Annotated in this window: 13 protein-coding genes; 9 read left to right on the forward strand and 4 right to left on the reverse strand. The window is 66.4% G+C overall.

Translation table 11 applies throughout. From position 1 onward, the window contains the following. Window positions 1-197 precede the first annotated feature (197 nt). The 3 genes from B0G83_RS08385 to B0G83_RS08395 all read right to left on the reverse strand — a co-directional run bounded on the left by B0G83_RS08385 (window position 198) and on the right by B0G83_RS08395 (window position 3463). Window positions 198-422: a hypothetical protein gene (locus B0G83_RS08385; protein WP_146120174.1), complete on the reverse strand. Its 225-nt coding sequence runs from the start codon at window positions 420-422 to the stop codon at window positions 198-200. Between the two features lie 135 nt (window positions 423-557). Then, window positions 558-1448, reverse strand: coding sequence for an HNH endonuclease (locus B0G83_RS08390; protein WP_105506966.1), 891 nt, complete (start codon window positions 1446-1448; stop codon window positions 558-560). 236 nt (window positions 1449-1684) lie between these two features. Next, window positions 1685-3463 carry a DUF5906 domain-containing protein gene (locus tag B0G83_RS08395; RefSeq protein ID WP_105506967.1) on the reverse strand — a complete coding sequence of 593 codons (1779 nt, stop codon included), beginning with the start codon at window positions 3461-3463 and terminating at the stop codon, window positions 1685-1687. 929 nt (window positions 3464-4392) lie between these two features. On the opposite strand from B0G83_RS08395, the gene B0G83_RS38060 reads away from it, so the two are divergent. From B0G83_RS38060 to B0G83_RS08420, 5 genes are all read left to right on the forward strand, one after another. Beyond that, window positions 4393-4599, forward strand: a complete 207-nt coding sequence (locus B0G83_RS38060; protein WP_146120175.1) for a hypothetical protein — start codon at window positions 4393-4395, stop codon at window positions 4597-4599. 198 nt (window positions 4600-4797) lie between these two features. After that, entirely contained in the window at window positions 4798-5379 is a 582-nt protein-coding gene (locus B0G83_RS08405) for a hypothetical protein (protein WP_105506969.1), read from the forward strand. A gap of 87 nt (window positions 5380-5466) precedes the next feature. Further along, window positions 5467-6654 carry a hypothetical protein gene (locus tag B0G83_RS08410; RefSeq protein ID WP_105506970.1) on the forward strand — a complete coding sequence of 396 codons (1188 nt, stop codon included), beginning with the start codon at window positions 5467-5469 and terminating at the stop codon, window positions 6652-6654. A gap of 105 nt (window positions 6655-6759) precedes the next feature. Further along, window positions 6760-7521, forward strand: coding sequence for a hypothetical protein (locus B0G83_RS08415; RefSeq protein ID WP_105506971.1), 762 nt, complete (start codon window positions 6760-6762; stop codon window positions 7519-7521). A 145-nt stretch (window positions 7522-7666) separates the two neighbouring features. Further along, window positions 7667-8713: a tetratricopeptide repeat protein gene (locus B0G83_RS08420; protein ID WP_105506972.1), complete on the forward strand. Its 1047-nt coding sequence runs from the start codon at window positions 7667-7669 to the stop codon at window positions 8711-8713. A gap of 343 nt (window positions 8714-9056) precedes the next feature. On the opposite strand, the gene B0G83_RS08425 is transcribed toward B0G83_RS08420, so the two are convergent. Next, window positions 9057-9407 (reverse strand): hypothetical protein, encoded by a 351-nt coding sequence (locus B0G83_RS08425; RefSeq protein ID WP_146120176.1) that lies wholly within the window; start codon window positions 9405-9407, stop codon window positions 9057-9059. Window positions 9408-9578: 171 nt separating this feature from the next. Between B0G83_RS08425 and B0G83_RS08430 the strand changes: the two genes are divergently transcribed. The 4 genes from B0G83_RS08430 (at window position 9579) to trfA (ending at window position 12833) form a co-directional block, all read left to right on the forward strand. Continuing rightward, window positions 9579-9938: a hypothetical protein gene (locus B0G83_RS08430; protein WP_105506974.1), complete on the forward strand. Its 360-nt coding sequence runs from the start codon at window positions 9579-9581 to the stop codon at window positions 9936-9938. Between the two features lie 86 nt (window positions 9939-10024). Beyond that, entirely contained in the window at window positions 10025-10513 is a 489-nt protein-coding gene (locus B0G83_RS08435; protein WP_258167780.1) for a hypothetical protein, read from the forward strand. An 800-nt stretch (window positions 10514-11313) separates the two neighbouring features. After that, window positions 11314-11775: a hypothetical protein gene (locus tag B0G83_RS08440; protein ID WP_105506976.1), complete on the forward strand. Its 462-nt coding sequence runs from the start codon at window positions 11314-11316 to the stop codon at window positions 11773-11775. After that, on the forward strand, window positions 11772-12833 hold the full coding sequence (gene trfA / locus B0G83_RS08445; protein WP_105506977.1) for a plasmid replication initiator TrfA: 1062 nt from the start codon (window positions 11772-11774) through the stop codon (window positions 12831-12833). The genes B0G83_RS08440 and trfA overlap by 4 nt, the downstream gene beginning before the upstream one ends.

The following is a 12833-nucleotide window of genomic DNA, read 5'->3' on the forward strand; positions in this document are numbered from 1 at the left end:
CGCGTCCGATCACCCCAGGGTAGCGGCTTTTCGAGCGGGCGCAAGCCCCGGTGGCAACACGTTGGCCCGTGCCTTGGCACGGCTTGAAGTCCGGCTCGCCAGACGAAAACGAGGGGGCATGGCGCCCCCTCAAATCGCAACGCTTCACCCCTGAAACGTCGCGTCCCCTTGCTCTTTAGATCGGTCCAGCGGGGCGGTCAGACGGCCCACTGCCCGTAACGTTTCCCCTGGGCCTCACGGCGCCAGGCTTGGCGGTTCGCGGCCTGCTCCCTTTCGTTTTCCCGCACGGCCTGGTGGCGGGCCCGGTTCCCCTTGGGCGAACGCATCATGCGCTGCACCCCGTAGGCCTCGGCGAGCTGTTGAATACGCTGCTTTGTGAGCAGGCCGTCATCGTCGATACCGTCGAACAGATGGGCGGGCATGTCAGGCTCCTCGCTGGTTGTGGGGCCGTGCCGTGGCACGTCTTGCATACCTTCAACCTAGCGGGTCAAACGCGACTGTCAAGCGCCTGGGGCGACGAACGATCGACCACCGGGGGGCTAACCGTCGACGGCGGATCAGTCCTCCGCGTTCTCTTGGGCGGCAAGGAACTCGTCTAGGTGGTGGCGCAGGTAGACCGCCTGGCGCTTCGTTGGTTTCTTGCGCAGGCCGGCGGGGACGCCCACGAGCGCGCGGTCCTTGGGCGTCAGGAGGTCGGACACCAGCATGTCCCCAGTATCGGGATCGAACGCGATCAGGTGGTTGTCGAACAGGCGATCGAGGTTGGCGATGAGCGGCAACCCGTTGGCAGGGTCCAGGCGCTGCTCGTCGTTCGAATCGGCCCAGGCCATGGCGTGGGACGCGATCAGGAGGGCGCCGACCGAGCACCCGGTGACGGCGCAGGCACCGCCCCATTGGGCGAGCAGCCCGGCGCGGTAGCGACCTTGGCCCATGCGCGCTTGCACGAGCGCCTGGCGGGTGGTGGCTTGGTCCGGGTTGGGGTGTCGAGCGTCGATGTCCGCGAGATCGCGGGTGAGGGTGGGCTGGACGTCCGGCCGGGCGAGGAAATCGTCCACCGGGACCAGGCGCTTCACGCGCACGTAGACGTCCCCGTTGGCCCGGCGCTCGACCCCATCCAGCTCGCGGAGGGTCTCCCCGTCGTAGCGCTTCGAATCCGCGTCCCCCGCCTCCTGGCCAAACCGTAGGACGGCGAAGGTGGGGCGCCCGGCTTCCAGGTGGGCGATGCTGCGCTTGCGCTCCGATCGACCGATGGGGGCTTTGCCCTTCCCGGAGCGCACGGGCGTCCACACGCGGATCGACATCCCGTCGGACCCGGGCTCCACCTCTTTGAACCAGAGCTTCATGACCACCGTGTCGGTGGTGTCGTCGATCCCATCCCAGGACGCGCGACGGACAGCGAGGCGCACGCCCAGGCTGTCGAGAAACTGGTTGATGCTCGGTGTTGCCATGCTGCCCCCGGTGGTGTGGTCTCGGTCTGGTCCTGGTCATCGCCGACCGGTGGTCCGGCCTGGCCTGGTGATGATACCGGAGGGCACCGGACCTTCGGGGAAACCGCCGGGGCTCACGCCCGGCACCCGAATGCCGGCGGCGACGCACCCCGAACTTCGCCGTGGGCCTGGGGCGGGGCCCCAAGCAAAAAGCCCGGCGCTGGGCCGGGCTGGGAGGGTGGAGAGGTGGGGCTCGCTTACGCGGCCGGCGTGGCCGTGTCCGGCACGTTGGCGGGCGTGAAGGCTTCGAAAGCATCATCCGGGTTCATCGCCACCGCCGGGAGCGGCTTCTGTACCAGCATCGCCACGCCGTCGATCACCTCGACCTGCAGGCGGAGCTGGTCGATCACGCCACCGATCACGGCTTCGATGCGCACCTCGTCGAGGCCGACGGCCAGCGGAAGATCCTTTACCACTGCGGTCAGCACCTCCGCCTTGATCGGACCGTCCGGGGTGCCGAGCGCGGCACGCACGGCCTTCACCGAGTCGTTGATGCACGCTTCGAGAGCGGCTTGCTTGGCCGTCTGCGGCGGCAGGTCGTCCATGCCGTCACGACCGCGGCAGAAGGGCATCACCCCGTCGATGCGCAGGCGCATGAGGCGCGGACGGTTGCCCAGCTTGTCCGCCGGCGCGCGACGCGTGTTGTTCGGCGAGTCGATGTCCACGCCCATGGGCAGCAGGTAGGTGCGGGCACGCTTCCAGAACTCCGGAGCGCCCAAGGCCTTGCCACCGTTGGCGAGCGTGTAGTCCTTGTAGGCGGTGTACAGGGCCTGCTTGTCCGTCCACACGTTCGGTTCCTGACGGAAGTTCACGAACTCGAACCAGTCCAGCGTGTTGTCGTTCGAGCGGCGGATCGTCATCGCGTGTTGGCGCGCTTCGAGCGGTACGCGATTGTCCTCCGGGAAACCGTGCTGGCTCAGGTGGACCAGCCCCTTGATCAGCCACGCCACCACGCCGGCCATCTCCTCGGGGCTATCGATGATCTTCTTGTCGAGGTCCGCGATACGATCCTTCGGCGCGATCGTGCGGTTGAACGGCACGTTGGCGATGCGGCGCGCGAAGCCGTACGACATGTCGGTGAACCCGATGGTGTCGTTCATGAGCAGGATCCAGCGGGCGCGCAGGGCCACGGTCAGGGGCACCTTGTTCTTACGGTTGACCGACACGAGGTCACCGGACACGTACGCCTTGAACACGCCTTCGCTGATCGGCTTGCGGCGCGAGGGGGCTTCGGCGACCGTGACCAGGGTGGCGGGGATCAACGGCTCGGCGTTGAAATCACCGTCGAGCTTGCCCAGATCGAACGCCACGACGTTCGCATGGATCGCGGCGATGACGCTCAGCAAGACGCTCTTGCCGTTGCTCCCCGACCCTTGCCACCACTGGCACTTCTGGTAGTTCGTGCTGGAGATGGTCGAGGCGCAGCACGCCCCGAGGTAGTCCTGCATCTCCCGGGACTGGATCGAGTCGAGAAACGTCCCGAACATGCTGGACGGACCCAGCGACGGCACGGTGTACGTGCCGTCCTCGGCCACGTGATTCCAGTCGATGGTGGCGCGCACGGCGTGGGTGGCCCCCAGCTCGCGCGTCGGCTTGTGCGCACGGACCACCCCGGTGGGCAGCACTTCCAGCACCCCATTCTGCATCGGGAGCAGGACGCCCGTGCTCTCCGGGGGAACCGGCAGGAGCTTGGTGCCCGAGAGGCGGGTCAGGGCCGTGTCGACCATCGAGCGGGCCGTGCGACGGCTGAAATGCTCAGGGTTCTCGCGTTCGAGGACGTTGAGCGCGTCCTGTTCCAGCGCGACGTCGCGCTGGGCTTCCCAGTACACGCCGTTCCAGCGGAAAAGCTCCGGCACCTCGCCCTTGCCAACGGCGAGGTCTGCGTCCTTCGTCAGCTTCTTCGCGTAATACAGCTCGATGGACGACTTCTTTTTCTTCGGCTCTTCGGTGCCAACGCCCGGGAGGTTGAATGCCATGATCGCGTGTCCTTCGTTCGTGCTCGGTTGGTACGCGGGAGGCGTCCCGTGGGACCACCTTGCCGCTCAGGACGAAGTGTCGAGGGGCGCCCCCCTGGACCTGAGTCGCCGGACCGTCATCACCTGGACGGTGCGCGACTCACGGCCGGATCAGCCGAAGCACGGACTCCCCCGGACTCGGGCTGTCCAGGGTGGTGGCCGCCAGGCTTGGACCGTGCGGTGGCATGGAGGGCCGCGGGGCAAGGGTTCCCGGTCGCCGACCAGGCGGTCCAGGGTGTCCGGGTAAAAACCGGGTGCTCGACGAGCACGGGGAACGGTGACGGATCACCGGGCGACGGATAGGTCACCGTCTCCCATGGACGGCGACCTATGGGGGTTTCCTTTCTGATCCCGTGAGGAAACACCTGGACCGGTTGGACCGATCCCCGGTGAGCACCGTGGGGCGGTCCCTTCGGGCTGTCCAGGCATCCCAGCGATAGCCTGGCCCGACCTGGACCAGGAACCTGGCGAGCCCGGACAGCGCACCGGTGGTTCCCGTAAAGCCTCACCATCGGTCGAGCATCCATCCGTGCCAGGGCACGGGCTTACCCCATCCACCCGCTCGCCGCGAGGCATTCCGTCTCCCCAGCAGCGCCGCTGCAGACGTCCCCGTTTTCCCCGTTCCCGTCCTTCCCCGCGACCATGCCTCGGGCCCAAATCCCGTCAAGGCGCACCAGGCCGTGTTGCTGCGCGGCCCGCACCACCTGGCGCTCGAATCCTTGACCGTCCCCGGGGCCTCGGCCACCCCGTCGCGGGACGAGAACTCAGGAAAACGGCGGCAACGACGCGAGGCACGCAGGCTCGACGGCACAAGGTCAACGGCCAGGTCAACGGCGGGCCTCCAAGCTCGGAGCCGGTCAGCTCAACGGCACCACCACCAGGAGAAGGTCATGTTTCACAGCTTCAGTTATCGCGGTCACACCATCCACATCGCCATCCCGGATCGCAGCAGCGTCGAGGAGATCAAGGTCCAGTTCCACAAGCCGGGCGGGGGCTTCGACCTGGTGCCTTGCAAGACCCTCCTCGGTGCGAAGCGGCGGATCACGCGCTATGTCCGGAAACAGGCGCGGCTCGACCCGCCCGCTGGGGAGCGGTGACACGTGCCAAGCGCAGCCGAACGAGCACTCGTCATCTTGCCGGCGTGTCGCCGTCGCCCGCTGGCTGTGGGTATATAGGAGTTGCATTTTGCGTCACTAAATGATCTGAAATGTTGTGTTCTGGCGTCGGTAACCGTAAACTCCCGCCAAAGAACAAGGACGAGCATCAACAACAGCAACAAGCACCGGGGATGACCCATGAAGCATAACCAGCACCAGCGCACAACCGCGGCCATCGTTTTCGGTACCGCGATTTTGCTGAGCGCTTGCAGCGGTAAGCCGTCGGACGGGGCATACACCGACGCGGTAAAGGCGGGCCTGGACCGGCAGTCGCTCTGCTGGAAGCTCCCGCCGGTGGACGGCAAGTTCCCGTCGACCATCAAGGCATCCGACTACGACATGAGCAACGAGGCCAAGAAAGCCGCGGTGCGCGCCGGCATCGTGACGCTCGTTCAACAGGGCTACGACTACAACGTGGCGCTGACGCCCAAGGGCCAGGCAGCGAACGCGTGGGACCCGAAAACCGGGATCTGCGTGGGGCACCCGGAACTGGTCGGGGACGTGAAGTTCCTGCCGGGCGGTGATCGTGGCGACGGCTCGGACATGCGCGTGGTCGAGTACAGCTACCAGCTCACCGACGTACCGCAGTGGGTGAAGGACAGCGACCTGGCGAGCCAGGGCCTTCGGGCGCAGAACCTGGGGCTCGGTTCGCCCGTGAAGGTTCAATCGCTGGTCATGCGCGAGAAGAAGGACGGCCCGTTGCTGCTGGAAGAGCACTGACCCGAACGCATCGGCCGACCCCAAGACATGCCATAGCACAGCGTAGCAGTGAATGGCCATTACAAACGTAGCACGAGGGACCACAACATGAAACGGACCACGCCTCGCGGGACCACCGCGATCGGCCTCACGCTCCTCGCCCTGGCGCTTGCCGGATGCGGCGGCGGTGGCGGAGGCAGCAGTGGCAGCTCGACGTCGGGCACGGGCACAACCTCGACCACGAGCAACGGCGCGGCATTGCTCGCGGCCTACACCCCGCCGGCGGACATCGTGGCGGACGTCCAGACAAACTACACGGGCCCTGCGTTCAGCACGTACAACAGCGGGCTGGCGTCGAACTGCGAAAACCCATCAAAGGTCAGCAGCACGGTGATCGTCACCCCCAACGCCGTGGTGTTCTCCGCCGGTGCGTCCCTGAAAGCGCAGGAGTTGGCGGCGGACCTCCTGGAGCAGGCGATCCCCCAGATCCGCGCGGATTTCGGTCTCCCATCGAGCGGTGTGGCCTTCGACGGCACCCACAGGATCTCGCTTTGTGTGGATCCGGCGATGGGTCAGAGCGCTGGCGAAACGGGAACCGGCGTGACCGGCCAGACGGGCACCGGGGTGGGCCCGGTCATGCAGGTCATGAGCGCCGACGCGGCGTCGTTCGACCAGCGCTACCCGGGGGCGACCAGTTACAGCGCGCCCGTGGGCCAATCCTACGCGGATCTGTTCGTGCATGAGACCACGCACGCAGCGGTCTACTCGCTCACCGAGCCGTTCCTTGGACCCGAGACCTTCTTCCAGGAGGGATTGGCGACGACGCTGTCCCACCTCCCGCTGGGCAGCAAGGCGAGCATCCTTGCCGCGGTGCAGGCGAGCGACCTCCTCAGCACGAGCAACGCCAACTCGGACATGAACGCCTACCCGGTCTACGAAGCGACGATGACCTACGTGACCTCGACGGCAGCGGGGGGCTTGGGCTACGGGATGACCAACATCCCGGCGTTCCTGGCCACATTCAAGGCCCAGGCGGAAACGGCGTGCGCGCAGGCGATACCCAATGGGCTGACCCCGACGGCGGCGCAGACCGTGGGCTTGCCGACGGGGCAATACAACACGTGCATGGGGGCGCCTGGCGTGATCGATTCGCGTCTGACCGCGGCGTTTGATTCAGCGTGGAACGCCACCTTCAAGGACAACGGAGGGGCGACCCCGTTGTATTTGCACACCGCCGATTCAGCCGACAGCCTGGAATCGACCTTGTATCAACGGCTGAGCGGCTTTTTGCAGTAGCGGTGCGAGCAGGGCCGGGCTGCCCAGGTGGGCGGCGCCGGCGTGCGGTGAAACCGACACGAGCGCGGGGCCACCAAGGATCGACCAACAACAAGCAGGAAAACGATGAAACACCACGTCATGTACGTCGCTGCGGCGACGGCTTTGTGCGGCCTGCTGGCTGCGTGCGCGAACGGCGGCCCGGACGTCAACGGCTACATTCAGAAGGCCAACAGCGCGGTCGAGAACGCGATCAGCGGCGTGACCGGAAGCAAGGCCGGCACGAACGGCAGCGACGGGCTCACCAACGCGGCGGGTCCGGTTTACACGTCGATCTCGGGCGGCAGCAGCTTGCAGGGGCTTTTCGCAGGCCAGAACCAGCAGAAGGCGAACTATGGCCAGATCGCTTACCCCCGGGTGGCGCTGGAATACCTTTCGTACGGGGCGAACCAGCCCTGCTGGAAGGTGCGGGCCACCATCTGGGCGAATGCCAAGCGCTCGCACGACGAGGTGTTCCAGATCTGCACGGCCCCGGTGGTCATGCGCGACGCCACCGGTCAGGCCGGAACGATCAGCGACCAGGCGTTGGGCACCATCGCGTACAAGCTGGACCAGACCCGAGCGCCCATGAACGTGGCCAACACGGGGGAGCAACGCACGCGGGGTCCGTTACCACCGGCGCGTCCCATGAACGTGGCGCTGATGTCGACCACCCAGGTCGGCGCCAACCCGTTGCAGGTGCGCCTGGACGAGATCAACGCGCGAATCGCATACGTGTCCGGCTACGTTCCCTTTGGCGACACGTCGATCATGAGCGGGCTGAGCACAGCGTTTTACGACTATCGCGTGTGGATTCACGCGTTCGATCCGGCCGGCAACCGCGGGTGAGCCGCCGGTCGGTCGTGCGATGGCGCGATGTTGTCCTTGGGGCCGGAGGGCCGGTCCCGGCAACCCCGGTGCTGACGTCCACGGGCGCGGGCCACCGGTTTCGACGCAAGGCGTGCCACGGCACGACTAAAGGAAGGACAAGAGCATGAGCAAGTTTCAGGAAGAGATCGCGCAGGTGATCCAGAACCAGGATTGTTATTTCCTGGGCGACGCGTTGCCCCCGGATTGGTATGCTGGGTTCAAGCTATGGCTCCCGCTGGCGGAGGCCGGCGATCCCAAGGCCATGCTGAACGTCGGCTACTGCCTGACGTATGGCAAGGGTGCGGACGAGGATCGGGACGCCGGCCTGGTCTGGTACCGGCGCCTGGCCGACCTCGGCGATGCACGCGGGATGCTCGCCATGTACCTTCAGTTGAAGGGCGGCAAACCCGACGAGGCGGAGGAGTTCTTGCAGCGCGCCGCGTCGACCAGCGACGGTCGTGCCAAACGGGTCCTCAGCGATCGGGACTGGAAGCGGGACGAGCAGGCCCGCAAGGCCAGGGAAGCGGCCGAAACGCAGGAGCGGGAGGCCAAGGCGTCGCAGCAACGTCGGGATTCGATGAACCGCTCAGGGGCGGTGGTCGCGGAACTGAAGGCGTTGTTGGAGCGTGGGGACAACGAGGGCGCCCGGCAGCGCGCGGAGCGGGCGATCCAGGAAGGGTTGACCTGGGCCGGTTCGGTGGTGGCGGCCACGTCGTTGCAGCTCAACGTCAACCGGACATCCCGGAAAAGCTACACAACGTTGAAGGGCGCGAGCACCACGGTGAAGGTGATGAACGGCGTCTACAACACCACCCCAGTCGTGACCACCCACAGGGAATACACGTACAAGGGCACGCTGACCAACCCGACCGCCTACCCGATGACCATCGACCTCTTCGAGTCCAGGGGCTCACGGTTCATCCCGGCGGGGGGCACGGTGGACATCGGCAAGGACGACACCTTGACCTCGAAATGGCCCGACCAGTGCACCCTGTTTTTCGACGACCCCATGAAATCGTGGGCGAAGATGACGCTCAAACGCGGCAAGACATCAAAGACGAGCAGCGGTGTCGGCAAGGTCTGGAAGATCGTTGGCACGGTCGTGGCGCTGTACGTCGCGATGCGCATCTACCACGTCTGGGTGCTTTACCAGCACTGGCACGGCTACTGACCGGGCCGCGTGGCCTCCGGCGAGGGGTGCCAGGGCATGGCCTAAGATGACGGCCTCGAAGGTGTAGGACCGTACCGCGCACGCAGGCCCTCGGATCGCGCGGTGTGTGTTTGGACGGCCCCCATGTGGGGCCGCTTTTTCGTTCAGTCGCGGTCAGCGGCCCTAGCGGGGAGGGCGCCCAGGAGTCTTCTGCGGACGGGTGGACGGGCAAGCGAAAGATTGTACGGGGACCGCAGGACGATTGCTTGACCATCGGGAGGCGCCGGCGTGTCACCGGATCCCCGGGGATTGAACGGCGAACGGCCGCCACCTGGGCGACCGTTTCGACGCGTCCGAATCGGGATCACCAACCACGCGGTGGGAGCCAGTCCCGGGAGTGCTCGTTTAGGAACCGGCGGGTCCGGTAGAACGAGCGCAGGGTGGTCAGCGGCAGGGTCACCCCGCGTTCCCGGGCGACGCGTTGGGCCAGCTCCGCCATCCTGGTGGTCGGGCGTCGCGGCCCGAACAGGAAAAACGGGTGACGCAGGAACCGCAGGGCGGCCAGATCGGCCCGGGCCTCGTGGCTGAACGGTGCACGCAGCAGGGCCCGGACCAGACCGAAGATCGCGGTCATGACCCAGACCCAGGCCAGGAACAGGAAGGACACGCCGATCGCGCCGGCGATCAGGGCAAGGACGATTTCAAGGCCGACCACGGTTCTCCTCCTGTCGGTCTGTTGGCGGTGTTCGGACCAACTTAGCGGGTCATGGGGCGAAGTCAAACCCGTACCCTGGCACGGCTCGACCGCTTGACGGACCTGCACGACCTGCTAGGTCTTGGGCACGCGGCCCACGTTCAGCGGCCGGAAACGAGGAGGAGACCTGCGATGCGGCTGTTCAAACCCATGGCCCTGGCCACCACGATCGGCATCTGCGCGCTGACCGGGGGCGGGGACGCCAACGGCAGCACGGCGTTCGCCCTGCCGACGTCCCTGGCGGCCGTACGCCAGGACGCGACGGCGGTGTGCGACCGGATCCCGGGAGAAGCGGGGCAGGCGGGCCTGCCGGCATTGGGCGCGCTGCCGAACGGCTGCTACGACGCGGTGGCGTTCGTGAACACGAAGCTCGACGCGGTGCTGGGCGACGGTGGGTCCGCGCTGGTCGTCGCGGACGACGGCGGTCCAATCCTCCTGCGCGTGGCCACCATGACCGAGGGCGTCGGGGCCCGGGTGCGCAACGCCCGGTGAGGCGCACACGGCGGAGCGACCAGGCGGCCAACTCGGCCGCCTGTTGCGTTATGCTGCGGTTCCGCTCGACAGCACCATCGCACCGTATGGCCATCCGATCTGAACTTCACCCACCCCTGGACCTTAAACCGGACACGGTGCTCTACCGCGGCGTCAACCGTGCCATCCACGACGACGGCCGGGGCCTGCGCCCGCGAAACCCGGACAAGCCGTTCGAGAAGCACGTGTACTTCGACGGCACGTGGAAGCTGGACGGCTCGATCAACTTCGGTACACCGCACGGGCAGGCGGTGCATGCGCACCAGTGGGACAGCGAGGACTTCAACGGCCCGGCGCTCTCGTTCACCACCATCGAGAAGGTGGCGCGACGTTTCGCCACCACCGACGGGCTGGAGGACGGCGTGGTGTATGCGGTGACGGTGGCGGAGCTGGAAGCGGCGGGATGCAGCCTCCAAGATCCCAGGGTCTACACCTCGGGGCTGCAGAACCCCGACGAGCACGAGGTGATCGTGGTCCCACCGGCCGGCGACGGGCTGAGCATTGACCGGGTGCGCGTGACCGAGGTGGTGGCGTAGGCCTGGGCGAACGGCTGGGCTCGGGTGCGTGAAAACCCGCCTCCGGCGGAAGTGGCGATCCCGCTTCGCGCGGTGGGCCGGGGGCAGGGAGGACTGCACCCGGTTTCATGGAGATAGCCGTGCCAGGGCACGGTTATCCACACCCGGCATCCCATTGGGTTCGCCCCCCGGGAAGCAAAACATCCCATCCGGTTCGCCCCCATGGCGGATGCCCCCGCTTCGTGCCGCAGGCAGGGTTTCGGGGGGCGCGGGTTCCGGGGTTGAGTGCCCGGGCCGATAGGCCCCCAGGGTTTTGACGTTCCCGGAGGGGACCGGCTGAGCCCTGCACCGGAGGTGGTGGCAAAGCGTTGTGTCCTTCGTCTCGTGGGGTTCGGGTGATCCGCCACCGGGCGGATTCACCCAAGAACCCCCTGCACGGATTTTCTCTAGAGTTTTTCTCTACATCTCGTAGAAGAGGGGGAACGCGCCCTCGGGGCGCTCCCCTCTTTACGTACCTTTAAAAGCCTTTAGCGCGGGCTGGACACCTTGTCCCATAAGGGTTTGCTGGGCGTGCCTGCACCCGGTTTCATGGGGGAGTGCACCTGGATTCATGGAGGAGTGCACCTGGATTCAGGGGGGCTGCACCTTGTTTCATGGGGGTACTGTACCCATGATTCATGGAAGGGGGTGGGCCGAAAAAACGGGGTGCCCTGGCACGGCTAAAAGTATTTTCAAAAAAGCTCTGTTTTATGACGGCCGGATTAGACACGGGGTCCTTCTGGAGTTTTACTGGATGTAGACCAAGGCAATGGAGCCACCCCGTGAACGTCCGCCAACCCCTGTCCAACGTGCTTCCCACGAGCATCAACACGGCGCAACGCCAGATGCTCGTGAAGCTTTCGACCGCGATGCACCTCCCGCTGGGGACCGTCTGTCGCGTACTGATCACGGGCGTGTTCGCTGACCCGTTGCTGCGCGCTCGCGTCCCCGAGGAAACCTCTCGCCAGAAGGGCTGGCAGTTCGCGCCGGCCACGGACCGCTGCTCGGTCCATGTGCTCGTCGATGACCGCACCCAGGGCATGGTCAGCGAGGTCATGGACAGCACCAAGGCGCGTCGCGGCGAGGTGGCCCGGGCCGCGTTGATCGTGGCCGCCGAAGATCTGCAGCGTTTCCACGATGACCTGCGCAGCGAGGCCCAAGCACGCGCGGAAGCGAAAGGGCGGGGCCAGCATGAGCTTGCGAAGCGCCTGGGCCGCACGAACCACAGCGAGGTGCGAGCATGACCCGTCCGTCCGTTTTCCCGCGTCCGGCACCGAACGTGGCCCCCGCTCGCAAGACCGCCACGAAGTCCGGCCGGGCACGGGCGGTCCCCGTGAACCCGATCGAGACGAGTGCCGTGGTCTCAGCACAATGGCAACGTCCGGAGCGGATGGGCCCCGTCGTGGACTGGCCCAGCGAACACCAGACGGTGCCGAACGCCGCCTCGCGCAGCGCGCTGTTCACCTGCACCCGCCCGGAGAAACTGATCGCCCCGGCGGTCGTGACGGACGAGTACGCGCCGCGCGTGGTGAACCTGGTGGTCGAGCGGCGGATTCCGTCGATGCCGCAATACAAGATCCTGTACCGCGGGGAGATCCTGAACCAGGCCGATGCCGAGGTTTGGCAGATGGCGGTCCACGACGCACGGACGGCCGCCAAGATCGGGGTGCCCGTTGATTTCTCCCTGAACGCCTGGTGCCGCACGCTCAACCGCACGGTCAACGACCCGCGGACGAACCAGAGCATCATCAGCTCCATGACCCGCCTGCAGGGCGCGGTCCTGATCGTTGATGACCAGGAGAAGGGCACCGTCGACACGATCAGTCTGATCGAGCGCTTCTGGCGCGACAAGGCGACCGGGCGATGCACGTACACCATTCACCCGATGCTGGGCCAGTACCTGCGCCACGATGCGACCGAGATCGATTTGTGGCGGAAGGCGCGGCTTCGGACGGCCCTGGCCAAGTGGATGCACGACTTCTATTCCACCCACAGCGACCCCATCCCCCTGCCTCTCGCCCAGCTCCACACGTTGAGCGGATCGAACTCGGAGATGCGCAACTTCAGGCCGCGGGTGCGGGAGGCGATCGAGGAGCTGCAGGCGTGCGATCCGCCCCTGTTCGCGAAGGAGACCCGGGTCGAGAACGATCGGCTGTTGGTGGTCAAGGCGACGAACTCGTATTTCGAGAAACCCCTCCCGGTTAACACGCCCGAAACCGTGGTCGAGACCGTCGAGGAAGACGATACGCGCAGCCCGGCCGCCAAACGCGCCGCGTACCTGCGCACACGAGTCGCGCTTTAA

The sequence above is a fragment of the Paraburkholderia sp. BL21I4N1 genome (assembly GCF_002973525.1).
GTDB lineage: Bacteria > Pseudomonadota > Gammaproteobacteria > Burkholderiales > Burkholderiaceae > Paraburkholderia.

Coding starts and splice junctions, on each gene's coding strand:
- B0G83_RS08395 (WP_105506967.1), bottom strand. CDS start 3,463: ATGGCATTCAACCTCCCGGGCGTTGGCACCGAAGAGCCGAAGAAAAAG.
- B0G83_RS08390 (WP_105506966.1), bottom strand. CDS start 1,448: ATGGCAACACCGAGCATCAACCAGTTTCTCGACAGCCTGGGCGTGCGC.
- B0G83_RS08410 (WP_105506970.1), top strand. CDS start 5,467: ATGAAACGGACCACGCCTCGCGGGACCACCGCGATCGGCCTCACGCTC.
- B0G83_RS38060 (WP_146120175.1), top strand. CDS start 4,393: ATGTTTCACAGCTTCAGTTATCGCGGTCACACCATCCACATCGCCATC.
- B0G83_RS08405 (WP_105506969.1), top strand. CDS start 4,798: ATGAAGCATAACCAGCACCAGCGCACAACCGCGGCCATCGTTTTCGGT.
- B0G83_RS08420 (WP_105506972.1), top strand. CDS start 7,667: ATGAGCAAGTTTCAGGAAGAGATCGCGCAGGTGATCCAGAACCAGGAT.
- B0G83_RS08435 (WP_258167780.1), top strand. CDS start 10,025: ATGGCCATCCGATCTGAACTTCACCCACCCCTGGACCTTAAACCGGAC.
- B0G83_RS08385 (WP_146120174.1), bottom strand. CDS start 422: ATGCCCGCCCATCTGTTCGACGGTATCGACGATGACGGCCTGCTCACA.
- B0G83_RS08430 (WP_105506974.1), top strand. CDS start 9,579: ATGCGGCTGTTCAAACCCATGGCCCTGGCCACCACGATCGGCATCTGC.
- trfA (WP_105506977.1), top strand. CDS start 11,772: ATGACCCGTCCGTCCGTTTTCCCGCGTCCGGCACCGAACGTGGCCCCC.
- B0G83_RS08415 (WP_105506971.1), top strand. CDS start 6,760: ATGAAACACCACGTCATGTACGTCGCTGCGGCGACGGCTTTGTGCGGC.